This is a genomic window from Zhongshania sp., assembly GCF_041584495.1.
Taxonomy (GTDB): domain Bacteria; phylum Pseudomonadota; class Gammaproteobacteria; order Pseudomonadales; family Spongiibacteraceae; genus Spongiibacter.
The window spans coordinates 1-21,145 of record NZ_JBFHDY010000022.1 but is presented as its reverse complement, the minus strand read 5'-3'; the positions used below and the strand labels follow the sequence as shown (position 1 = coordinate 21,145).

Annotated in this window: 19 protein-coding genes and 1 tRNA gene; 15 read left to right on the top strand and 5 right to left on the bottom strand. The window is 51.2% G+C overall.

Annotated features, from left to right (window positions below):
* Nucleotides 1-11: 11 nt before the first annotated feature.
* The 9 genes from folC to ABYP33_RS06080 all read left to right on the top strand — a co-directional run bounded on the left by folC (nt 12) and on the right by ABYP33_RS06080 (nt 9,811).
* Nucleotides 12-1,331: a bifunctional tetrahydrofolate synthase/dihydrofolate synthase gene (gene folC, locus ABYP33_RS06120; protein ID WP_373089428.1), complete on the top strand. Its 1,320-nt coding sequence runs from the start codon at nt 12-14 to the stop codon at nt 1,329-1,331.
* Nucleotides 1,331-1,945 (top strand): SPOR domain-containing protein, encoded by a 615-nt coding sequence (locus ABYP33_RS06115; protein WP_373089462.1) that lies wholly within the window; start codon nt 1,331-1,333, stop codon nt 1,943-1,945. The genes folC and ABYP33_RS06115 overlap by 1 nt, the downstream gene beginning before the upstream one ends.
* Before the next feature lie 96 nt (nt 1,946-2,041).
* On the top strand, nt 2,042-2,566 hold the full coding sequence (locus tag ABYP33_RS06110; RefSeq protein ID WP_373089426.1) for a CvpA family protein: 525 nt from the start codon (nt 2,042-2,044) through the stop codon (nt 2,564-2,566).
* 36 nt (nt 2,567-2,602) lie between these two features.
* A complete protein-coding gene (purF, locus tag ABYP33_RS06105; protein ID WP_008249671.1) occupies nt 2,603-4,123 on the top strand; it encodes an amidophosphoribosyltransferase in 1,521 nt (506 codons plus the stop codon).
* A 25-nt stretch (nt 4,124-4,148) separates the two neighbouring features.
* Nucleotides 4,149-5,360, top strand: a complete 1,212-nt coding sequence (locus ABYP33_RS06100) for an O-succinylhomoserine sulfhydrylase (protein ID WP_008249673.1) — start codon at nt 4,149-4,151, stop codon at nt 5,358-5,360.
* Nucleotides 5,350-6,279: a MoxR family ATPase gene (locus ABYP33_RS06095; protein WP_040803133.1), complete on the top strand. Its 930-nt coding sequence runs from the start codon at nt 5,350-5,352 to the stop codon at nt 6,277-6,279. Before ABYP33_RS06100 ends, ABYP33_RS06095 begins: the two co-directional genes overlap by 11 nt.
* 2 nt (nt 6,280-6,281) lie before the next feature.
* Nucleotides 6,282-7,235, top strand: a complete 954-nt coding sequence (locus ABYP33_RS06090; protein ID WP_008249678.1) for a DUF58 domain-containing protein — start codon at nt 6,282-6,284, stop codon at nt 7,233-7,235.
* Nucleotides 7,236-9,245, top strand: a complete 2,010-nt coding sequence (locus tag ABYP33_RS06085) for a DUF3488 and DUF4129 domain-containing transglutaminase family protein (protein WP_373089423.1) — start codon at nt 7,236-7,238, stop codon at nt 9,243-9,245.
* Entirely contained in the window at nt 9,242-9,811 is a 570-nt protein-coding gene (locus tag ABYP33_RS06080; RefSeq protein WP_008249682.1) for a mechanosensitive ion channel family protein, read from the top strand. Before ABYP33_RS06085 ends, ABYP33_RS06080 begins: the two co-directional genes overlap by 4 nt.
* A gap of 12 nt (nt 9,812-9,823) precedes the next feature.
* On the opposite strand, the gene ABYP33_RS06075 is transcribed toward ABYP33_RS06080, so the two are convergent.
* Nucleotides 9,824-10,435, bottom strand: coding sequence for a TetR/AcrR family transcriptional regulator (locus ABYP33_RS06075; RefSeq protein WP_008249684.1), 612 nt, complete (start codon nt 10,433-10,435; stop codon nt 9,824-9,826).
* Nucleotides 10,436-10,550: 115 nt separating this feature from the next.
* On the opposite strand from ABYP33_RS06075, the gene ABYP33_RS06070 reads away from it, so the two are divergent.
* The 3 genes from ABYP33_RS06070 to ABYP33_RS06060 all read left to right on the top strand — a co-directional run bounded on the left by ABYP33_RS06070 (nt 10,551) and on the right by ABYP33_RS06060 (nt 15,328).
* Nucleotides 10,551-11,618, top strand: a complete 1,068-nt coding sequence (locus ABYP33_RS06070; RefSeq protein ID WP_373089420.1) for an efflux RND transporter periplasmic adaptor subunit — start codon at nt 10,551-10,553, stop codon at nt 11,616-11,618.
* Between the two features lie 5 nt (nt 11,619-11,623).
* Nucleotides 11,624-14,755, top strand: coding sequence for an efflux RND transporter permease subunit (locus ABYP33_RS06065; RefSeq protein ID WP_008249688.1), 3,132 nt, complete (start codon nt 11,624-11,626; stop codon nt 14,753-14,755).
* 189 nt (nt 14,756-14,944) lie between these two features.
* Entirely contained in the window at nt 14,945-15,328 is a 384-nt protein-coding gene (locus ABYP33_RS06060) for a YibL family ribosome-associated protein (protein ID WP_373089417.1), read from the top strand.
* A gap of 307 nt (nt 15,329-15,635) precedes the next feature.
* Here ABYP33_RS06060 and arsB read toward each other — a convergent pair whose 3' ends face one another.
* Genes arsB through ABYP33_RS06045 form a run of 3 tightly spaced genes read right to left on the bottom strand, consistent with a single transcriptional unit; the run spans nt 15,636 to nt 17,513 of the window.
* Nucleotides 15,636-16,640, bottom strand: a complete 1,005-nt coding sequence (gene arsB, locus ABYP33_RS06055) for an ACR3 family arsenite efflux transporter (RefSeq protein WP_373089415.1) — start codon at nt 16,638-16,640, stop codon at nt 15,636-15,638.
* 27 nt (nt 16,641-16,667) lie between these two features.
* On the bottom strand, nt 16,668-17,150 hold the full coding sequence (locus ABYP33_RS06050; RefSeq protein ID WP_373089413.1) for an arsenate reductase ArsC: 483 nt from the start codon (nt 17,148-17,150) through the stop codon (nt 16,668-16,670).
* Between the two features lie 33 nt (nt 17,151-17,183).
* Nucleotides 17,184-17,513 carry a metalloregulator ArsR/SmtB family transcription factor gene (locus ABYP33_RS06045; protein WP_373089411.1) on the bottom strand — a complete coding sequence of 110 codons (330 nt, stop codon included), beginning with the start codon at nt 17,511-17,513 and terminating at the stop codon, nt 17,184-17,186.
* Nucleotides 17,514-17,690: 177 nt separating this feature from the next.
* On the opposite strand from ABYP33_RS06045, the gene ABYP33_RS06040 reads away from it, so the two are divergent.
* The 3 genes from ABYP33_RS06040 to ABYP33_RS06030 all read left to right on the top strand — a co-directional run bounded on the left by ABYP33_RS06040 (nt 17,691) and on the right by ABYP33_RS06030 (nt 20,715).
* A complete protein-coding gene (locus ABYP33_RS06040) occupies nt 17,691-18,173 on the top strand; it encodes a hypothetical protein (RefSeq protein ID WP_373089409.1) in 483 nt (160 codons plus the stop codon).
* A complete protein-coding gene (locus ABYP33_RS06035; RefSeq protein ID WP_373089407.1) occupies nt 18,157-20,487 on the top strand; it encodes a CFI-box-CTERM domain-containing protein in 2,331 nt (776 codons plus the stop codon). Before ABYP33_RS06040 ends, ABYP33_RS06035 begins: the two co-directional genes overlap by 17 nt.
* Nucleotides 20,488-20,628: 141 nt before the next feature.
* Nucleotides 20,629-20,715 (top strand) — tRNA-Leu (locus ABYP33_RS06030).
* Between the two features lie 322 nt (nt 20,716-21,037).
* On the opposite strand, the gene ABYP33_RS06025 is transcribed toward ABYP33_RS06030, so the two are convergent.
* Nucleotides 21,038-21,142: a hypothetical protein gene (locus ABYP33_RS06025; RefSeq protein ID WP_373089459.1), complete on the bottom strand. Its 105-nt coding sequence runs from the start codon at nt 21,140-21,142 to the stop codon at nt 21,038-21,040.
* Nucleotides 21,143-21,145: the final 3 nt, after the last annotated feature.

Here is a 21,145-nt window from a genome sequence, read left to right as displayed (position 1 = left end):
CGATAAAGGCGATGCGCTTTACGACACTTGATGAGTGGCTGCAATGGTTGGAGTGTCAGCACCCCCGTGCGATTGATTTGGGCCTTGAACGGGTTTCCGTTGTTGCCAAGGCCCTTAATATTGCCCTAGCTATGCCTGTTATCACGGTGGCGGGTACAAACGGCAAAGGTAGTTGTGTTGCGCTAAGTAGCGCCATTCTCAGTGCTGAAGGCTATCGGGTTGGCACGTACACCTCTCCCCATCTTGTTCATTACAACGAGCGTATCGGTATTGCCGGTCGGTATGTGAGCGACGATGAATTGCTTGCCGCTTTCAGTGCCATCGATGAGGCTCGCGGCGCCACGTCATTGACCTATTTTGAGTTTGGCACGCTGGCCGCGTTATGGCTTTTTCAGCGTGCGGAGCTTGATGTTGTTATCCTTGAGGTGGGGCTTGGTGGTCGTTTAGACGCGGTGAATATTGTCGATGCCGATATTGCCATTGTTAGCTCTATTGCGATTGACCATGAGGCCTGGTTAGGGAGTGATCGTGAGGTCATTGGCCGCGAGAAGGCTGGGGTTTTTCGCCAAGGTCGAATTGCGGTGGTGGGGGATTTGAACCCGCCGCAGTCGGTGTTGAACTATGGGCGTGATATTGGCGCAACTGTTTTATGTCGAGATCGGGACTTTTCTTATAGTGAATCAACAAGCCAGTGGCAGTGGCAGTGGCAGGGCTTGGATGCGCAGGGCGATAAGCTTGAATACCATGGCTTGCCGCTGCCCAGCGTATTACTTGACAATGCCGCAACCGTTCTGCAAGCCTTGCAGTATCTGGATTTGAATGTTTCTGACGCCGCGGTGAGAAGCGGCTTGTCGCGTGTTGAGCTGTCGGGTCGCTGCCAACATATTGTGTTGGATGGCGTGGATATTGTTTTAGATGTCGCGCATAACCCCGCTGCAGTTGTTACACTGCGCCAACATTTGCAGCAATATCCCGTTAGCGGCCGTAGTCGTTGCGTTTTTGCGGTTATGGCTGATAAGGCCATTGCGGAAATGGTCAGTATTTTACAGCCATGGTTCGAGAGCTGGTGGCTGGCAGATTTAGATGGAAATAGCCGCGCCGCTGGAGCGAGTGATGTGAGCGGTATGCTAATGATTCAGCAAGTCAGCGGAGTCCAATACGGTGGCAGCGTGGCAGCAAGTATTCAGCAGGCTATGGCGCAATCAGCGAGTGGTGACCGTATTGTGGTTTTTGGCTCTTTTTTCACCGTGGCAGAAGCCATGTTGTTTTTGTCCGAGCGTGGCGGGGTCGACGTGAAGTCGGTCATAACCGCCAAGGGGAATACATTGTGATGAGACAGCGCTTAATTGGTGCCTTGGTGTTACTCTGCGGCGGCGTCATTTTGTGGTCCTTGCTGTTTACCGGTCCGGCGGCCTCCAAGCTTGATCGCCATAGTCAGATTCCGGCGGCGCCACAATTTGAACCCTTGCTTGAGGCGGAGCCGGAGCGACCTGAAGGTATTACACCGGCCGACACTGAGCTTGTACCGCCGCAGCCTGTGCCGCGCATAGATGATGAGGTGGCCTCCGCGCCGGTGCAAAGCAAATCGCGTCCTCCGACTGTTGCGGCACCCCCAGAGCCAAGCAGTGCTCCGGCAGCAAAGCCCGCTGTGCAGCAGCCAAGCAGCGAGGCGCCGACGAAGCCCGGACTGGATAAGCACGGCCTGCCATTAGCCTGGGTGGTGCAAGTAGGGGTGTTTGGCAATGCCGACAATGCGGTCGCCCTTAACAAGTCACTACAAGGCGCGGGCTATAAAGCGTTTACAGATCAAATAGAGCGTGGTGGCAAGCGTTTGCACAGAGTCTTGGTAGGGCCGGTGTTGAGCGAAGACAAGGCCGTTGCCCAGCAAGGCGCAATTAATACGCGATTCAATGTTAAGTCTATCGTTAATCGCTTTGAGCCATAGCAATGTCAATTTAATGCCCAGAGTGAAATCTTACTTGGGCTGGGGGCGCGAGCTTGCTAGAATTCGCGGCTCGAAATGCCACGGGAGCTGTTTAGAGTGCTAAGCACCTTAGTTTGGGTAGATTGGGCCATTATTGGCGTTGTCACCCTGTCTGCACTAATTAGTTTGATTCGTGGTTTTGTCAAAGAAGCACTGTCACTGGCCTCATGGGCGGTGGCATTTTTTGTCAGTGTTGCTTTCCATAGCCAAGCCGTAGGCCTACTTGAAAATCTGGTTGATAAAATTTACCTGCGAGAAATTTTGGCGTACGTACTGCTGTTTGGCAGCACCTTGGTACTGGGTAGTTTACTGACCCACTTTATTGCCATGGTGGTTAAACGCACTGGTCTTAGCGGTACAGATCGCTTATTGGGTATGATATTTGGCACCGCTCGTGGTTTGATAGTGGTGTTGGCCGCTTTAGTTTTACTTCCGTCGTTATTGACGGGTATAGAAAATGATCAGTGGTGGAAGGAATCGCAGCTGATACCCGAGTTTCTGTTGATGAAGGACTGGTCAGAGCAGAGCTTCAACGATGTGGTTAACTGGGTGTCGATGTTAATGTCGAACAACTCCGTATAAGCGCATTGATCTTCATCTTAATTGAGGTAGTACTGCATGTGTGGCATTGCAGGCATAGTCGCCAAGTCCAACGTAAATCAAGATTTATATGATGCTTTAACGGTATTGCAACACCGCGGCCAGGACGCCGCCGGTATTGTGACCTTTGCCGATGGCAAACTAAATCAGCGCAAAGGCAATGGTCTAGTAAAGGATGTGTTTCACACCAGACACATGCAGCGCTTAACTGGCAATATCGGCATCGGCCACGTTCGCTACCCAACAGCGGGTAGCTCAAGCCCCGCATTGGCGCAGCCGTTTTACGTCAATTCACCCTACGGTATTAGTCTTGCGCACAATGGCAATTTAACCAATGCCGCTGAACTGTCCCAAGAGCTATTCCAGTCTGATCTTCGCCACCTCAATACAGATTCAGATTCTGAGGTTCTTCTTAACGTTTTCGCGCACGAATTACAGAAACTCGGTAAATTAGTGCCTGAAGCCGATGATGTTTTTTCAGCGGTTAGCGGAGTTCATAATCGCTGCAAGGGCGGCTATGCCGTGGTTGCGATGATCGCCAATTACGGCGTTATTGGTTTTCGCGATCCAAACGGTATTCGTCCTTTAGTGTACGGCGTGCGCGAATCCGCTAGCGGCAAAGAATATATGTTGGCCTCAGAAAGCGTGGCCTTAGACGCACTGGGTTATAAATTAGTCGCCGATGTTGCGCCGGGTGAAGCGGTCTATATTCAAACCTCTGGCGAAATTCACGTACGCAAATGCGCCGACGCGGCGGATTACCGGCCTTGTATTTTTGAGCATGTGTATTTTGCGCGGCCTGACTCGATTATGGACGGCATTTCCGTTTATAAATCTCGGCTGCGTCAGGGCGAGCGTTTGGCAGAACAGATTCTGCGAGATCACCCCGGCCACGATATCGACGTTATTGTGCCAATTCCGGATTCTAGCCGTATTGCTGCGCAGTCAATGGCAGCAAAATTAGGCGTTAAATTCCGTGAAGGCTTGGTAAAAAATCGCTATATCGGCCGTACTTTTATTATGCCTGGGCAGAGCGCCCGGAAAAAATCGGTAAAACAAAAGCTTAATGCCATCGGTCTTGAATTTAAAGACAAGAACGTCATGCTAGTGGATGACTCCATCGTCCGGGGCACGACCTGCCAGCAGATCATTGAAATGGCAAGGGACGCCGGTGCTCGCAAGGTGTATTTTGCCTCGGCAGCGCCCCCAGTGCGCTACCCCAATGTCTACGGTATCGATATGCCGTCAGTCGATGAACTCATTGCCCACGGCCGCACAGTCGAAGAAATTCGCAATGAAATTGGCGCTGACTGGCTTATATACCAAGATATTGATGACTTAGTGCATTGCTCATCGGAAGGTAACCCTAAGATCAATGACTTTGAGTGTTCGGTGTTTAATGGCGACTATATCACCGGCGATGTCGATCAAGCATACCTCGATAAATTGGCAGCAGACCGCAATGATAATAGTCAAAATGAGCGTAATGCCAGCAGTGGTGACGGCGCGCTGATTGGCTTGCATAATGACGTATCATAAAAGCAGATTGGTCTAGGTAGAAGACATGACTGAACAGGAATATTTAACCCAACGCGTGGCGGTACTCAACGCCGCTGCACTTGATACTCGCGCGGTGCGCGGTGGTCAGCGTCGTACCGCGGAAGGCGAGCATTCAGAGCCAATATTTACGACCTCAAGTTATGTGTTTGCCTCAGCGGCCGAAGCCGCAGCGCGGTTTTCTGGTGAGCAGCCCGGTAATGTGTACTCGCGCTATACCAACCCTACCGTGCGCACGTTTGAAGAGCGGATTGCCGCGCTAGAAGGCGCTGAAATGGGGGTGGCGACGGCCTCTGGTATGGCGGCTATTCTCAGCACGTGCATGGCCTTGCTCAAGAGCGGAGACCATATAGTTTGCTCCCGCAGTGTGTTTGGTACTACCACGGTATTACTCACTAAATTCTTAGGCAAAGTTGGTATACGTACCACGTTTGTCGACTTGGTTGACTCAGCGGCGTGGCAGGCAGCGATATGTGCCGATACTCGGCTGCTGTTTCTTGAGACGCCATCTAATCCACTGGCGGAAGTGGCGGATATTCGCGCGCTGGCTGATATCGCCCATAAGCACAATTGCTTGTTGGTGGTAGATAACTGTTTTTGTACGCCAGCCTTGCAGCTGCCTTTAGCCTTGGGCGCCGATATTGTAGTGCACTCGGCGACTAAATATTTAGACGGCCAAGGTCGCTGTGTGGGTGGCGCGGTCGTTGGTCGTCGCGAACAGATGGACGAAGTCTTAGGCTTTATTCGCACTGCGGGTCCGAGTATGAGTCCCTTTAATGCTTGGGTTTTTCTAAAGGGGCTAGAAACCTTGCGTCTGCGGATGATGGCGCACTCGGCCAGCGCGTTAGCCTTGGCGCAGTGGCTCCAAACGCAGCCGAATATCGACAAAGTTCATTATTCTGGTTTAGATGACCATCCTCAACACGCGCTAGCTGCAGCTCAGCAAAAGGCCTTTGGCGGGGTGATGTCATTTGAAGTGTGCGGGGATCAGGCGGCGGCGTGGCGATTTATTGATGCCACGCGGTTGGTATCGATTACGGCTAATCTTGGCGACGCTAAAACCACCATCGTGCACCCAGCGACGACTACGCATGGCCGCTTAAGCCCTGAACAGCGCGCTGAAACGGGCATTAAAGATAATTTGATTCGCGTCGCGGTCGGCCTAGAAGATATTGAGGATTTACGCGCCGACTTACAGCGTGGCCTCGATGCCGTCTGATCAATTGGCTGTGTTAGCGGCGGTAGGTGCAGAGATTGGGCGGGTTGTCTTAGGTAAAGATCGTCAAGTGCAGCAAGCCTTGTGCTGTTTATTAGCGCGGGGCCACTTGCTGATTGAAGACGTACCCGGCGTCGGAAAAACCACCCTGTCTCAAACTTTTGCCAGAGTCACCGGGCTGGACTACCAGCGTATGCAATTTACCAGCGATTTGTTGCCAGCCGATATCCTAGGGGTCTCGGTATTCGACCGTAACAGCAACGCTTTTCATTTTCATCCAGGCCCGATTTTTACGCAATTTTTACTCGTTGATGAAATTAATCGCGCCAGCCCCAAGACCCAAAGTGCATTACTTGAGGCAATGGCTGAACGGCAGGTCAGTATTGAAGGCGAAACGCGTCCTTTACCCCAGCCTTATTTTGTTATGGCGACGCAAAACCCGTGGTTTCAATCTGGAACCTTTCCGTTGCCGGAATCCCAGCTCGACCGTTTTTTGATGCGGATATCACTCGGTTACCCCGATGAGCGCTCGGAGCGGCGCTTGCTGGCGGGCGGTGATCCCCGCGCCGTGTTAAGTCAGCTGCGCCCCTTGCTCAATGCCGAAAAGATTATTGCCCTGCAAAATGCGGTAGACGCAATTGAAGTTCGCGACAGCGTGCTGTCGTATGTTCAGCGTCTCATCGGTTTTACCCGTCAAGATTCCCACTACGCTTTTGGCCTGTCTACCCGTGCGGCCTTGGCACTTATTCAATGCGCGAAGGCGTGGGCGATGTTACACGGGCGTGACTATGTGTTGCCCGACGACATCCAATTGGTGCTAGAACCCGTTGCCGCCCATCGACTCACGGCAGCTGCCGATGCCCAAGGTGACGGACCGGATTTAATTAAGCGCTTATTGTCACAGGTACCGGTAGTGGTATAGCAATGAAAAACCGGATTAGAGCGTTATTTCGCCGCCGTTTTAATAGCTGGTTAGACAAACGCAGTCCGCGCTGTAGTGAAATCACTCTCAATCAACGCCGTATTTTTATCATTCCCTCCAGTGCTGGCTTGGGCTTTGCCATCATGTTGCTGGGCTTGCTACTGCTGGCGATTAATTATCAGAATAATTTGATCTTTGCCTTATGCTTTTGGTTATTCAGTATTTTTCTGGTGGCGATATTACACACCTACGCCAATTTATCTGGGCTGCTGCTGCGCGCCGGTGCGGCTGAGCCGGTATTTGCCGGTGAATTAGCCAGTTTTCATCTGCACTTGGAGGCTGGGCGGCGAGATCGCCATCGCTTGAATGTTGGCTTTCCCAATCAACAAATGGAAGTTTGCGATATAGACGCCGAGATGGGCGCAGCTAACGTCATTATTAAATACCCGACACAGAAGCGCGGCGCTTTGCGGCCGGGGCGGATGGAAGTTACGTCTCGCTACCCTTTGGGGATTTTGCGCTGCTGGAGTGCACCGTCCTTAGATTGGCATTGCCTTGTTTATCCGCGGCCGCGCTGTTTGCGTCCCTTGTTAAACAGCGCTGACAGCGGCGAGGGGCATATTCCTGATCGCAGCAAGGATAGCGATGAATTTAGTGGCTTTAACCGTTATCAGGCGGGACAGTCACCCCGGCGAATTTTTTGGAAGGCTTACGCCAAGGGCCAAGGTTTGCTGGTAAAACAATATGAGCAGTCTCAGGCCAATGAATTGATTTTAGATTGGGATAGCTTAGAGGGCCTCAGTGTGGAAGAGCGCTTGAGTACGCTTTGTGCCTGGGCGCTAGACTGCGACAAACAAGGTTTAGCTTACGGTTTAAAATTGCCGAAACTGAGCGTGGCATCAGGCTCCGGCAGCGGTCAGCTGAGCAAGGTTCTGCGCGAACTGGCGGTCTTTTAAATGACTGCCGCGAAGATTAATTTTGTCGCGCAACGCCAAGCCTTTATTTGGCTGCTGTTGGCGCAATTGATGACCTTAGCGCCGCAGCTCGGCGTGTTGCCGGTGTGGATACTTGCGGTGTGGGCATTTGTCGCCCTCTGGTATTGGCGCATTGTTAGCGCTGGGTGGTTTTTTCCCGCACACTGGATCAAGGCGTGTATTGCACTGAGCATCCTTGGCGGCGTTTATTTCTCGTTTTCGTCGTTGTTTTCGTTAGAAGCCATGGTCACTATTTTGGTTTTAGCGGTGGTGCTTAAATTATTAGAACTCAAAACGGCGCGAGATCACTGGCTTATATTAATGCTCAGTTATTTCATTGTCGCTTGCGGACTCCTGTTTTCTCAACAGATTGGCGCACTCATCATGGCGCTATTGCAGATCGCAGTATTATTAATGGCGCAGCAAGCACTGCAGCGCAGACGGGCGGAAACCCTGCCGATGTTGCGCGTGGTCGCTGTCATGGCCTTGCAGTCGCTGCCATTGATGTTGATATTGTTTGTGCTATTCCCCCGTATTGGACCATTGTGGACCATGCCATTGTCGGACAGCAAGGCAACCACGGGCATGTCTGACTCGCTGGAGTTTGGCGATATCGCTAAATTAAGCCAGTCTGGCGCACTGGCCTTTCGGGTGCGATTTAACCGCGCAATGCCAGCCGCTCACGATTTATATTGGCGAGGGCTGGTGCTCGATAATTTTGATGGTCGGCGTTGGACTCGCAGTAGCTGGTCGTTATGGTCGAGTAAAATGCCCCCTCCGGTATTGGCCGAGCCGCAGCTGAATTACACCGTAACCTTGGAGCCGGGCAGCCATAAATGGTTGTACACGCTACCTCAGGCGCTGGTAAGCCGCGATGATGTATATTACAGCAATCAGCATTTATGGTTACCGGCCAGGCCTGTAATGGGCCGCTTGCAGTACACCGTGAGCAGCAATTTGGGTCATGCTTTGGTCGATAATAAGGCTTTAAATCGTAAAAATTTGAGCTTAGGTCGGGCGATTAACCCACGCGCCGAGGCGCTGGCCGCGCAGTGGCAGGCGCAGTGGCCAGACGCCCAAGACCGGGTAGCTGCCGCAATTCGGTATTTTGAGAAAACACCGTTTATCTACACCCTCACACCGCCCTTACTTGGTGAGAGTAATGTCGATGAGTTCTTGTTTGATAGCCGTCAGGGCTTTTGCGAACATTTTGCGGGTAGTTTTGTGTACTTAATGCGCGCGGCAGGGGTACCTGCGCGGATAGTGGTGGGCTATCAGGGTGGTGAGTTTAATGATCAGGATGGCTACCTATTGGTTAATCAGTCCGACGCCCACGCTTGGGCAGAAGTGTATATCGAGGGGCAGGGGTGGTTGCGGGTAGATCCAACTGCCACGGTGGCCCCCAATCGTATTCGATTAGGGGCAGAAGCAATGTTGCGGGATCAAGAGGGATATTGGGGAGCGTCGCCATTGTCTCTGCGCAACTACGAATGGGCGACGCGTTTGCGGTATTTTGTTGATAATATTAATTATGCTTGGGCGCGCTGGATACTCAATTATGATTCCGGCACCCAAAATGATTTTCTCTTGCGGGTGCTTGGTGATATTAACCCCCAGCGCTTGATGCTAGTCATTATGTTGGCTGGGGGCATACCGCTGTGCTTAGTTGCCTTCTTTAGCTTGCGTTTACCTAAGCGCGCTGGCGAGGACTTGGCCGCACGCTATTATCTTGCTAGCTGCGCGGCGCTGGCAAGAAAGGGCGTGCCGCGTCGCGCAGGCGAAACACCGGACGATTACCTTCGGCGGATAGAGACAGGGCACGCTTGTTGGGCGGCTTGGTTGCGAAAGCAAACGCACTTGTTTAGCTTGTGCAGTTATTTACCCGAGGACAGCGCTTCCTACCAAGAGAATTTAACATCTTTGAAACGTGCGCGTCGCCCGCAAAAGTGGCTAGAACGCAGTAATAATGCAACGGGATATACCAGTAAATGAATAAGTTTTTGATAGTGTTACTTGCCGTCGGTGTCATGTTCTATTTGAACCGTGTGCTCAACACCATGTTGATTAATTTTGCTGAGAAAAACCAGCGTTCCGCCTTGCGTGTGGGTTATGTTCGCAAGAGTTTGAATTTTGGAACATTGCTGTTGGGTTTTGTGCTCGTGTGTTTTTTCTTAGGCTTGGGCTACCACCAAGTATTCATTTTCATATCGTCATTTTTGGCGGTGCTTGGCATTGCCTTGATTGCACAGTGGTCAATGCTCAGTCATTTAACCGCCGGCGTGATTATCTTTTTTGCCTTCCCTTACGGTATAGGTGATCGCATTAGAGTGGTGGATAAAGACGATGATATTAGTGGGCGGATTTTAGAAATTGCTTTGTTCCATGTGCTTATTCGGCGGGATGACGGCACCACAGTGGTGTACCCAAATAGTATGATGCTGCAAAAGGCGGTTATTAAATTGGCGGCAAACTCGTCGCTAGCCGCGCAAATCGATGGGCCTAAGGGGCCGCCAGATTTGGGTGCGGCGCCAGCGCTCCACAAAGAGCTTGAGGACTAAGACTACCTAGACTTATGTTTGGTAGGCTTTTAAAAACATGCGCACGCAGTGCTGGGCATAGTTTTGTAGTTCCGTGGCAGACTTTGAATTGCCAATACACAGTAAGTTGCGAAATTGCGCCTCGCTGTGGACCATCGCGATGAGCTGGCTTGCGGCGAAGTCGATATTGTCAATGCGTAAATAACCTAGCTGGTTTTGCTCGCTTAAATAGTTAATCAAACGCCGCCTGATTTTATCTGGCCCGGCGGCCCACAATAGTTCGCCAACTTCGGTATTGCCGCCTTCGCGCACGCAAACGCGAAAAATACCAAGTGCTTCGGGACTGCTTAGCAGCGAGGCGAGGTGGCTGCAGAAATAATTGAGATACGTTTCGCAGCCCATGGTGCTGCTTTGCTCTTCGGGGACAAGCTCGTATTCGTCACATTTGGACTCGATTGCGGCGGTGAACAGCTGCTGTTTGTTGCCAAAGTGACTGTATATCGTTTGCTTGGAAACCCCGGCAGTCTTGGCGATGCCTTCCATACTGACTTTTTCAAAGCCGTGTTCGACAAACAGCATTCCTGCAGAGAGGATGATTTGCTGGCGTTTTTCTTCGCTTTTGGAGCGGGCGCGTTTCTCTTGCACGTTACAGTATCCGTGATTGCATTTTTGTAATGCTAATTTAAATAAAATAGACTGGACAGTCCAGTTTGATTTATCTATATTCGTGCCAATCTGGATCCACTTGAGAATGTTGGCAATGAAACGCTTTTATACCGCAGCGACGCTACTATGTTTAGCGAATTTTCTTCTGGTGGGGGCGCAGGCTGAAACACGACTGCATCCAGTGAATTACCTGACTATTCAAGAGCAGTCGTCCTATGAGGCGCAACGCCTATTCGCCGGGCGCGTCATCGGTAGCCAGCGCGCAGAGATCGGCTTCGAGCTTGCTGGGCAAGTAATGAGCGTGAGCGTTGAAGACGGCGAGCGTGTCGAGACGGGGCAGGTGCTTGCAAGCTTAGACACTCGTGGCTTGGAGATTGAGCAAACTGAACTTAATTCGGCGCGGATCGAAGTAAGTACTCGTCTCGCGCAGGTTGATAAAGACCTCATTCGCCTGCAGGCATTGCGCGAAAAGGCGTACGTGTCGGAAGGTCAGCTGGAGACCCTGGTATCAAAGCGCCAAGCGACGGCTGCGCAGTTAGCGCAAGTTGAATCAAAACTTCAGGGTGTGGCCTTACGCATACAAAAATCCAAGCTCCTGGCGCCCTTTGCCGGAGAAATTGCCGGTATGCAATTAGAAGCGGGAGTGCTGGTTGCAGCCGGGCAGCCACTGATGCAAATTGTGCAATCCAGTCGCAGTGAGGCAGTGTTTGGGATATCTGACCAGCTGGGTCGCAATCTCGTTGTTGGTCAACCTTTACCCGTAATGGGTGATTTTGGCGAATGGCAAGCGAACCTTATTTCGGTTTCGCAAAATCTTGATTGGCGCACGCAAACGCGCACGGTGCGCGTTAGCATGCCGGCTGATGCCCCTGCTGTTGACGGTAATACCGCGTATTTAATTTTGCCCGAGACACGTCAGGTTGCGGGCTTTTGGGTGCCACTGCAGGCATTGCTCGAAGACGTGCGTGGAACCTGGGCCGTTTACCAGATAGTGTCGAGGGAAGAGGGCCGGTTTCAGTTAAAAAAACGCTCGGTGCAAGTCCTTTATCAATATGAAGGCCAAGTATATTTAAGTGGCGGGCTACGCAGTGGCGACCGTGTTGTCAGTGGTGGCATTCATCGCCTGGCGCCTGAATTGCATGTTATTTTGGCCCAGGAGTAAACCGAATGAGCCAAAATCTCCTTAATAACCCGCGGATGGTCGCGCTGGCGTTTGCCCTTATTTTGGTGGCGGGGCTTGCTGCCATTGGCAGTTTGCCGCGCATGGAAGACCCGCAGATGACCAATCGGCATGCGCTGGTGATTACTGCTTTTCCCGGCGCAAGTGCGGAACGGATCGAAACACTGGTATCTGAGCCCTTAGAAGACGTGATTCGCCGTATTCCCGAAGTTATTCATGTCACATCCCACTCTAGCTCTGGGGTGTCGATCGTCGTAGTGCAGCTGAAAGACGAAATTTACGGCGATGAGAATGTGGTGCTATGGGCAGAAATACGCGACAAAATTGAACAGTCGCGACACTTGCTGCCAGCGGGCGCGTCAGCGCCTGTTGTTGATACTGAGCGTGGCCACGCTTTTACGTGGATCGGCGCGCTTGTTTGGCAGGGCGAAGGTGAGGTTGACGAATTGCGCCTTGGTCGCTATGCCGAAGAATTGGCCAGCCGACTGCGCGGTCTGTCTGGAACGGATTTAGTGAAGCTCTATGGCGCCCCAGCGGAAGAGGTTCAAGTTAAAGTTGATCTCGTCAAAGCGGCTGCGGTAGGGCTAGATGTACCGCAAATAGCGGCCTTATTAAGCAGTAGTGACGCTAAAACGGCGGCTGGTGAATTGAGTAATGCCACGCAGCGGCTGTCGCTCGAGCTAGAGGGTGGTTTTGATGAGCTTGAGCGGGTTCGTCGTACGCCGCTGTTAACGTTAGCCAGCGGCGGCTCATTACAGCTGCAAGATATTGCAGCAATATATCGCGGCGAGCCAGACTCGCCGTCTGAATTTGCAATAATTGGCGGTCAGCGCGGTGTGGCAGTGGGGTCGCGGATGCTGTCTGACCGCCGGGGCGATCATTGGACAGAAAGGCTGCAGCAGGAAGTTGCCGAGTTTAAGAAAACTTTACCCGAAGAAGTTGGGGTGCAAGAGCTATTCGTACAAGAGCGCTACAACGATGTTCGGCTCAGTGAGTTGGTAAATAATATTTTACTCGGTTTTATCTTCATTTTTATTATTTTACTTTATACCCTGGGCTTGAGGTCGGCGGTTATTGTGGCCGTGTCATTGCCGTTAACGATGATGTTTTCGCTTGCCTGTATGCGTTTCTTTGACTTGCCGATCCATCAGATGTCGGTCACAGGGCTAATAGTTGCGCTGGGTATTATGGTCGACAATGCGATTGTGGTTGTTGATACGGTAATGCGTAATCGTCGTAGTGGTTTTTCGCCTGTTGCCGCGTCGACTAAAGCGTTACGTCACCTTTGGATACCGCTGCTGGGCTCAACACTAACGACTATTTTAACGTTTATGCCCATTGTTTTAATGGCAGGACCCGCTGGCGAATTTGTAGGTCCGTTAGCCTATGCAGTTATATTTTCGCTAGCCGGTTCTTGGCTCATTTCTTTGCTGATCATAGCCCCTATAGCCGGGCGGTGGTTGGACAAAAAGCAACGCAGCGGCACGAGTCATCCGAAATTAGATAATTACTTTAGGTCCGTACTCGGGTGGGTTTTGCTAAGACCTCGCCGAGTGATGTTGTTGGCGTCAATCTTGCCGCTGTGCGGCTTCTTTTTGATAAACACCTTGCCCGAACAGTTTTTCCCGCCGTCAGACCGGGACATGATTAATTTTGAGCTATTTCTTCCCGCGGGAACCAGCATACATCGCACGTTAGAAGCGACCCAGAAAGTCAGTACGCTTATCAACGCGCATCCCGAAATAAGGGCTTTAAATTGGTTTGTTGGGCAAAATGGGCCGTCGTTTTATTACAATTTAAAAGACAGTCGCGACGGTTCATCTAATTACGCGCAAGCGATGATCACGATGGTCGATTTTAGGGCTGCCAATCGCTTAGTAGGTGAATTGCAAACTGAGCTAGATGCGGCGTTTCCTGACTACCAAATTGTGGTTCAGCGCTTGGCGCAGGGGCCGCCATCTAATGCTCCGGTTGAGCTGCGCTTGTATGGAAATGATATAGCCCAGTTAAAACGACTCGGTGATCAGCTTAGACGCATCGTCCTAGAAACCAAGGATGTTATTCACGCTCGTGATTCGCTCGCTGAAGTTGTGCCAAAAGTTTGGTTAGATATTGATGAGAGTGAGGCTCAGCGCAGCAAGGTTGGCTTAAAAGATTTGTCACGGTTACTGGCGGCGAGTGTCGACGGTGTGGTCAGTAGTAGCTTGCTTGACCGCACTGAACAAATTCCAATTCGGGTATCCGGCGCACAGGTTAAGCAATTGAGCGTCGATATGTTGATGTCGTTTCCCTTGGCGCTGCCAACGGGCTCGCGCCCCTTGTCGGCCTTGGCTGATGTTAGTTTACGCCCAGCGCAAGCCAAAATATCACGCCGGGACGGTATGCGAATGAATACCGTTGAGGTGTATGTCGGCAATGGAGTGCTACCAGCGGTGGTGCTTAATCGCATAAAAGCGAACATAGAGAATGATGGCTTTGTGGTTCCCGACGGCTATAAGCTAGAGATTGGCGGTGAAGCTGAAGAGCGCAATAACACGGTGGGTAAACTGTTAGGGAGCGTTGGAATTATTCTGGTGCTACTGGTCGTGACGGTGGTAATGGCCTTCGATTCCTTTAGATTGTCCGCCTTGGTCTTTATTGTGGCTATCCAGTCGGCGGGTATGGGCATGTTGAGCCTTTGGTTTGCGCAGTTCCCATTCGGTTTTACAGCGATTCTCGGCTTAATGGGGTTAATGGGCTTAGCGGTTAACGCGGCAATTGTTATTTTGACAGAGCTCAAAGCCTCGCCGTTGGCAATGTCGGGGAATCGGGTTGAAATTGTTGAAACGGTAGCGATATGTACTAAGCACATCAGCTCCACCACCATAACAACGGTGGTTGGCTTATTACCCCTTATTTTGTCTGGAGGGGGGTTCTGGCCACCATTTGCGATTGTGCTTGCGGGTGGCACCGTGCTGACAACGATTTTGTCTCTGTTTTTTGTGCCTGCAGCGTTTCTGGTATTGCGGAGGCCCTATTTCTTAAAATATTTCCCTAAATCAAAACCCGACAACGAGCAGCCAGACGATCTACTCGCTGGGCAAACGCCTCAGCGCAAGCAAGTAAGCGATTTAGCTTAGCATTTAAGCTCAACAGTGACCCAAGGGCAGGCCACTGCCCCTATTCGCCGTTTCGGGTGGTCTCGTCAGCGCTTTATAAGGTAATTTTGTTGAACTGGCTTAGTTGACTCAATTCGAGTCGAGACTTCTTGCTATACTGCCGCCAATTATTAGGCCCGTGCTAATAAGCACTGGCGCAGAGGTGTGCGTGTGCGCACCCAGAGTGAGGTTTACGCCATGAATTTGAATCAAGATATCCAGCAACTGAATAATAAAATTGATCTGTATCGCCGTAAATTAGAAGCGGCTAAATTGCGGGATGATCAAAAGTCAGTGCTGCAGTTTAAAAAAGAGCTCAGTACTTTAAGCCGTAAAGTGGCCAGCATTAAAGGTATGCGCGGGGCGCAAAATGCGGGCAAGGCGGAAGAGCTCAAAACCCTTGGGTTTAGCAGAGCATTGACCAAAGCCGAGCAGGCCGATATGGGTAAATTCAAAAAAACGGTGCGGGGCCTGGTTGTAGTACATCCACTGACCGCACTCGGTAAGGAAATGGGTATTAGTGAAGTAACAGGCTATGCTCCTGCTAAGTTCTAAGCGTGCTTGATGGGGGGAGGCTAAAAGTAAAAGTGGCTCTTGCGCTCACAAAGGCGGCGTTATTGTAGCGTCGTAGCTAGAATAGACGCCTGCCTCCGCAGGTGTGACGAACTTTTTGCGCTTATTTGTGCTCACGCCAAGCCGATCAAGTCATGTCTTCCTAAGCGTCGTCATACGTGCGCACATCAAGTCATCCCTGCGCAGGCAGGGATCAATGTGAGCGCGGCGAATAGCCTTAAACATCAGGCCTCAGCCCCGATAATCCATGTAACTCGCCTGTGCACTTCCCGTCAAACATCGGGCACTATCATTCAAACCGATGCTGATTGCGATTCGCAAAATACACCAGCGACAACATTACCGGCACTTCAACTAATACGCCAACCACCGTTGCTAGGGCTGCCCCCGAGTTTAAGCCAAACAGCGAAATGGCCACGGCTACGGCTAGCTCAAAGAAGTTGGATGTGGCGATCATGCAGGCTGGCGCGGCAATATTAAAGGGCAGGCGCAGGCGCTGCGCGGCAAAAAAACTCAAAGCAAAAATGCCATAGGTTTGAATGAGCAGCGGAATGGCGATCAGTACAATGATATGGGGCTGGCTCAGAATAACGTCAGCCTGAAAACCAAAGAGCAGCACGATGGTGGTTAGTAGGCCGCAAATAGACCATGGCTTAAGGGTTTTGCCGAGCTTGGTGATGCCGTTGCCACTGACGAGCTTGCGCGTGAGGTAACCAGCAGCAAGGGGAGTAAGCACATATAAAAACACTGACAGCAGCAGGGTTTGCCACGGCACAGCAATGGCGTTAACACCAAGCAAAAGAGCGCAAATCGGCGCAAAGGCAAACACCATAATAATATCGTTTATTGAAACTTGGACCAGGGTGTAATTTGGGTCGCCATTACAGAGCTGGCTCCAAACAAAGACCATTGCCGTGCAGGGGGCTACGCCGAGTAAAATCATTCCAGCGATGTATTCGCTGGCGGATTGGGGGTCGATCCAGCGGGCAAATAGTACATCAAAAAATAGCCAAGCGATAAGCGCCATGGTGAAGGGCTTAATCAACCAGTTCACAACCAGTGTAAGGGCTAAGCCTTTTGGCTTTTTGCCAACGTCCTTCATAGCCGCAAAGTCAATGTGGATCATCATTGGATAAATCATGACCCAAATAAGCACTGCTACCACTAAATTAACATGGGCTATTTCGAGGCTAGCAACAAGGCTGAAGAGGGCGGGAAAGACCTGTCCCAAGACAACGCCGACCACAATGCTTAGTGTCACCCAAACGCTCAGGTAACGTTCAAATAATCCCATGTAATACTCCGAAATGTAAAAAATAGTTTAGTGTGCGCCGAGCTTGCGCAGGGCATTGAGTCGCTCATCGGCTGGCAATGCGCCTAGGTTTAAGGCGAGAAGCGCGGCGGTGCGGCGCTGAATTTCTGCGATGCAAGTGTGGAACCCTGCGGCGATCTCGCTATCGCTGCCCGTGAGTTTTGATGGGTCGGCCAACCCCCAGTGCACTTTTTGGGCACTGCCCAGCCATAGCGGGCAGGCGTCGCCAGCAGCGCTGTCGCAAACCGTAATAACTAAATCTGGCGCAAAATTGCGGTGCTCGTCCCAGGACTGGCTGCACAGCTTAGTAGTTGCAATGCCTAGCTCGTCCAAATAACGCAGGCTCAAAGGGTGAACCTCGCCGCTAGGTTGGCTGCCCGCGCTGCGTGCCTCAATTGCACCTGCGCCCGCTGCATTGCTAATGGCCTCGCATAAAATACTACGGCAGCGATTGTGGGTGCAGATATACAAAATTTTAAATGGCGTGGTCATGATCGTACTCGGTGGGGTGAACGCGCGTGCAAATTAGCAACAGCGCTCATTTAAGTGGCTGTTCAGTAGCGCGTTTTCAACGTGAATAAAATCGGCTGCATTGTTTAATGCGAGCGCGATGACTGACGCTTGCCACGGTGCCAACGCGGAGTTTAAACGGTAGTAAATCCACTTTCCCCGTCGCTCGTCACTCACTAAGCCGTGCTTTTTAAGCTCGGCAAGATGGCGAGACACTTTCGGTTGGTTGCTTGAAAGAGCAAGGGTCAGGTCGCAAACACACAGTTCGCCATGGCTTTTAAGTAGCAGCAAAATTTTTAGCCGAGTGTCCTCCGCAAGGCATTTGAAAAATTGGGGTAGTGGCATAGCGGGCGCAACCTTGGCTTACATATTCGAATTTTCATATATGTTAATGGTCGATGTCAAGAGCCCAATTTGGTGGCGGGGCCTGTGTGAATCCCTTACTTATTACGGCGGTCGCAACCGTTAAACTAATGGGGGTGGATAAAATACGCTGTTTATCGGCACTGGATAGGAGAATTAATGTTAACGCTAAGGCAGTATGTTATGGCTGTTATCGACCTGTGCTTAGTGCTTGTTGCAGTGGGCGGCTTGTTGTTTGCTTGTACCATACAAGAGGCGGATCGCCAGCGCGAGGGCCGAGACGCGGTCATTATTCAAAATGTGGTTTTGCACGCCCCCTTAAACACATTGGTGAATCTGAATGAGTCTTTGTGGCGTATAACCGGGCAGGGCTTGGCGATCCATATTGATCCGAAATTGGGCTTATTGGTAGATATTCGCTATTGGTCGACAAACGTTGACGCTATGGTCGCAAATATCAAAAACGCAGGCTATACATTAGACTATATGAATCCGGTTAATCAGCGTCTTAGGCTTTGGGTTAAAACCCAGGTGCAATTGCAGAAGCTAGTCGCGATTGAAGGCGTTATGGCAGTGTCAATGAGCACTGATAAACCCAAGCGGGAATTATCCCTGAAGGCATTCGATGAGCGTAAAATATAGCTGGGCAACAATGCTGGTATTTGGCATTAGTCTACTTAGTATCGGTATTTTGGCTGAAGCCAATATAAAGCAAAAGCTTGCACAAACCTCGCCAGCGCTCGCTAAAATGGACAGCCACCTGCAAAGGGCGGTTGGCATCAATCGTCAGACATTACTCGATGTTGGCCAAGAGCAGGCTTTGCTGCGCGGCAGCAGTGGCACGTTGACGCACAGCATGGTCGTTGAGTTACATCTTCATCATGACACTGGTTTGCAGGAGTTTTTAGCTGAGCAGGGTATTCAGTTATTATTCTTAAGCGGTAATGGCAAATACGCGTCGGTAAAAGCGCCATCAGCCGGTGCCCTGCTTGCCCTTGCTGAACTCAGTAACATTCGCTCCCTTAATTTAGAAACACCCTCGGTACTGCGGGTTGGCTCGGTTACTAGTCGGGCGGGTCGGGCGATGCGTTCCGAGATTATCAGTAACACCCTAGGCGTGAATGGCAGCGGTCAGACCATTGGTATAATTTCAGACAGCTTTGCCCAGACTAGCGCCATGCGTGATAACAATACCGCGCCTGCACTCTATGCTGCCGGTAACCTGCAGGGCAGCCATTCACAAAATAGTGGTGACCTCCCGGCTTCTATTGGCCTGCTTCGCGATGACGTTGACGGCGGCACCGACGAAGGCGCTGCCATGGCGGAGCTCGCCTATGACGTTGCGCCGGGCGCCAACTTTTTATTTCATGCAGCAGGCAGAAGTCGGTTTGAATTGGCCGAGGCCATTGATCGGCTGTGCAGTCCGGGTCAGGCAGATGTTGTTGTTGATGACATTTTGTTCCTCAGCGAAAGCGTGTACCAAGATGACTTGCCCGCACTGGCGGCCAGTCGCTGTGTGGCGGCGGGTGTGCCTTACTTAACTGCGGCGGGCAATGACGCCGACCAAGCCTACCGCTACCTGTTTAAAGATTCAAATGCCAGTATAGATGAGCCTGGTGTTAGCGCGATTCCTACTGGCAATGACTTGCATAACTGGAGCTCCAATGGCAGTGATCGGTTTTTAGCCATTACTCTTGAGCCAAATTCATTAACTTATGTTGTGCTGAATTGGAACCAGCCCAATGCGTCGGTAAACGCTGCCAAGGGTGCACAAATAGACCTCGATTTGTATGCGACGCGCGCGCCGAGCGTGCTCGCTTTCAATGAAATTAGCCCAGACTACGTGGATGCCGGTAGAAATAAGCAGGGGGCAACCGGCAATCCAGACGGTGACGCTTTTGAGTTTGTGACCTTAAAGAGTGGGCAAAACACCGAAGTTTTTTACATTGCAGTTGAGCATTTTGATGGCAACCAAGATGACATTCCGCAAAAGGCGGGCATTCGTCTAGAGTTTAGAATTTTGATTACAGGCGATGCGCCCAGTAGTGTTGAGTATCCCTACAACGGCGTTGCTGTTTGGGGGCACTCAATGGCTCGCAACGTTGCGTCGATCGCGGCCGTGCCGTGGTGGGAATCGCCAGAGTTCCGTCCAGAAGGCTACGATACCATTGGTATCGACCCAGAACCCTTTACCTCGCGGGGCGGCATTAATCGCCTACAGTTTGACCAAAATGGCAATTATCAAGTAGAAAATCGCGAAGTACCGAGCTTTGCTGCAGTTGACGGCAACAACAACACCTTTTTGGGGGTGCCGTCCGCCAATGTGGCGTCAGAAGATGGCGAGCCAGACAGCTTTCCCAACTTTTATGGAACCTCGGCAGCGGCACCTAATGCCGCTGCTGTTTTTGCCCTTTATAAACAAGCCTACCCAGCAGCGACCCCCGCGCAATTGATTGCCGCAGTAAAAAGTACGGCTATCGACATAAATGGTCGTCGCGCAGCTATCGGCTACGACGATGTAAGCGGTGACGGTTTAATTAATGCGGAGGCGGCGGCAAGTGCCCTTGCCATATCAGTGGGCCAAGCGCCACCAACAACCAGAAGTGAAGGCGGTGGTGGCAGTGGCGGTGGCGGCGCATGTTTTATCGCCACTGCGGCCTACGGCAGTTATATGGCGCCAGACGTACAAGTATTGCGCAATTTTCGCGACACCGTATTACTGCCCTACAGCTGGGGGCGTAGCTTGGTGGCCGCTTATTACCAATACTCACCACCAATAGCAGAGACAATTGCCAGCTCCACTACGCTACGAGTAATCACTCGTGTGGGTCTAAGCCCTTTGGTTTATGGTCTTAAATATCCGCTATGGACAATGGTGGGCCTGCTGGCTGCATTACTGCTGTCTTTGCGCTACTGTGCCCGACAACGGGCGCGTCAGGCGATAATTGCCAATTAAGCAGTAATTAAAACCCCTAAGCCGTTGATTTTTTTGAATCATATCAGTAGACTGCGAACGCTTTTAAAGCACTAGCGCTACCCAAAAGCCGTTGTTCATAGGTTTTTGTATCATTACTGGCTATTAGGCCAGAACCCCTTAGCCCGGGTGGTGAAATCGGTAGACACAGGAGACTTAAAATCTCCCGACAGCAATGTCGTGCCGGTTCAAGTCCGGCCCCGGGCACCAATATAAATCAATAGCTTACAGCGATTTTGCTATTCGAAGTCAAATCCAGAAAATCTTCATAGTAGACGTATAGTAGACAAAGGCATTTCGTGCGCTTGCGGTAGTTTAATGGCAGAACTAATCAAGTTATCTACGTGTTAGCAGTTGATGCAGACCAAAAATAATTGGCTCTACCCCATTAACGGGGGATGGCGCTCATCAAACCCTGTTAATCACACCGTCCCATCCACAATGGGTCAGCACTCTTATCCTGTAATTTTCAAAGTTTCTAAAACCATACGCTCGTCGTGGGCTCTACCCCATTAACGGGGGATGGCACTCATTAAACCCTGTTAATCACACCGTCCCACCCACAATGGGCTAGAACGCGTAATCTGTAATTTTCAAAGTTTCTAAAACCATACGCTCGTCGTGTCATCATTTCCATTTT

Excerpts from the sequence above, each read along its gene's own strand:
- ABYP33_RS06080 (WP_008249682.1), top strand. The coding sequence starts at position 9,242 with ATGAATAAGTTTTTGATAGTGTTACTTGCCGTCGGTGTCATGTTCTAT.
- arsB (WP_373089415.1), bottom strand. The coding sequence starts at position 16,640 with ATGGGATTATTTGAACGTTACCTGAGCGTTTGGGTGACACTAAGCATT.
- ABYP33_RS06070 (WP_373089420.1), top strand. The coding sequence starts at position 10,551 with ATGAAACGCTTTTATACCGCAGCGACGCTACTATGTTTAGCGAATTTT.
- ABYP33_RS06035 (WP_373089407.1), top strand. The coding sequence starts at position 18,157 with ATGAGCGTAAAATATAGCTGGGCAACAATGCTGGTATTTGGCATTAGT.
- ABYP33_RS06100 (WP_008249673.1), top strand. The coding sequence starts at position 4,149 with ATGACTGAACAGGAATATTTAACCCAACGCGTGGCGGTACTCAACGCC.
- ABYP33_RS06025 (WP_373089459.1), bottom strand. The coding sequence starts at position 21,142 with ATGGAAATGATGACACGACGAGCGTATGGTTTTAGAAACTTTGAAAAT.
- ABYP33_RS06040 (WP_373089409.1), top strand. The coding sequence starts at position 17,691 with ATGTTAACGCTAAGGCAGTATGTTATGGCTGTTATCGACCTGTGCTTA.
- ABYP33_RS06090 (WP_008249678.1), top strand. The coding sequence starts at position 6,282 with ATGAAAAACCGGATTAGAGCGTTATTTCGCCGCCGTTTTAATAGCTGG.
- ABYP33_RS06095 (WP_040803133.1), top strand. The coding sequence starts at position 5,350 with ATGCCGTCTGATCAATTGGCTGTGTTAGCGGCGGTAGGTGCAGAGATT.
- purF (WP_008249671.1), top strand. The coding sequence starts at position 2,603 with ATGTGTGGCATTGCAGGCATAGTCGCCAAGTCCAACGTAAATCAAGAT.
- ABYP33_RS06045 (WP_373089411.1), bottom strand. The coding sequence starts at position 17,513 with ATGCCACTACCCCAATTTTTCAAATGCCTTGCGGAGGACACTCGGCTA.
- ABYP33_RS06115 (WP_373089462.1), top strand. The coding sequence starts at position 1,331 with ATGAGACAGCGCTTAATTGGTGCCTTGGTGTTACTCTGCGGCGGCGTC.
- ABYP33_RS06085 (WP_373089423.1), top strand. The coding sequence starts at position 7,236 with ATGACTGCCGCGAAGATTAATTTTGTCGCGCAACGCCAAGCCTTTATT.
- folC (WP_373089428.1), top strand. The coding sequence starts at position 12 with ATGCGCTTTACGACACTTGATGAGTGGCTGCAATGGTTGGAGTGTCAG.
- ABYP33_RS06065 (WP_008249688.1), top strand. The coding sequence starts at position 11,624 with ATGAGCCAAAATCTCCTTAATAACCCGCGGATGGTCGCGCTGGCGTTT.
- ABYP33_RS06050 (WP_373089413.1), bottom strand. The coding sequence starts at position 17,150 with ATGACCACGCCATTTAAAATTTTGTATATCTGCACCCACAATCGCTGC.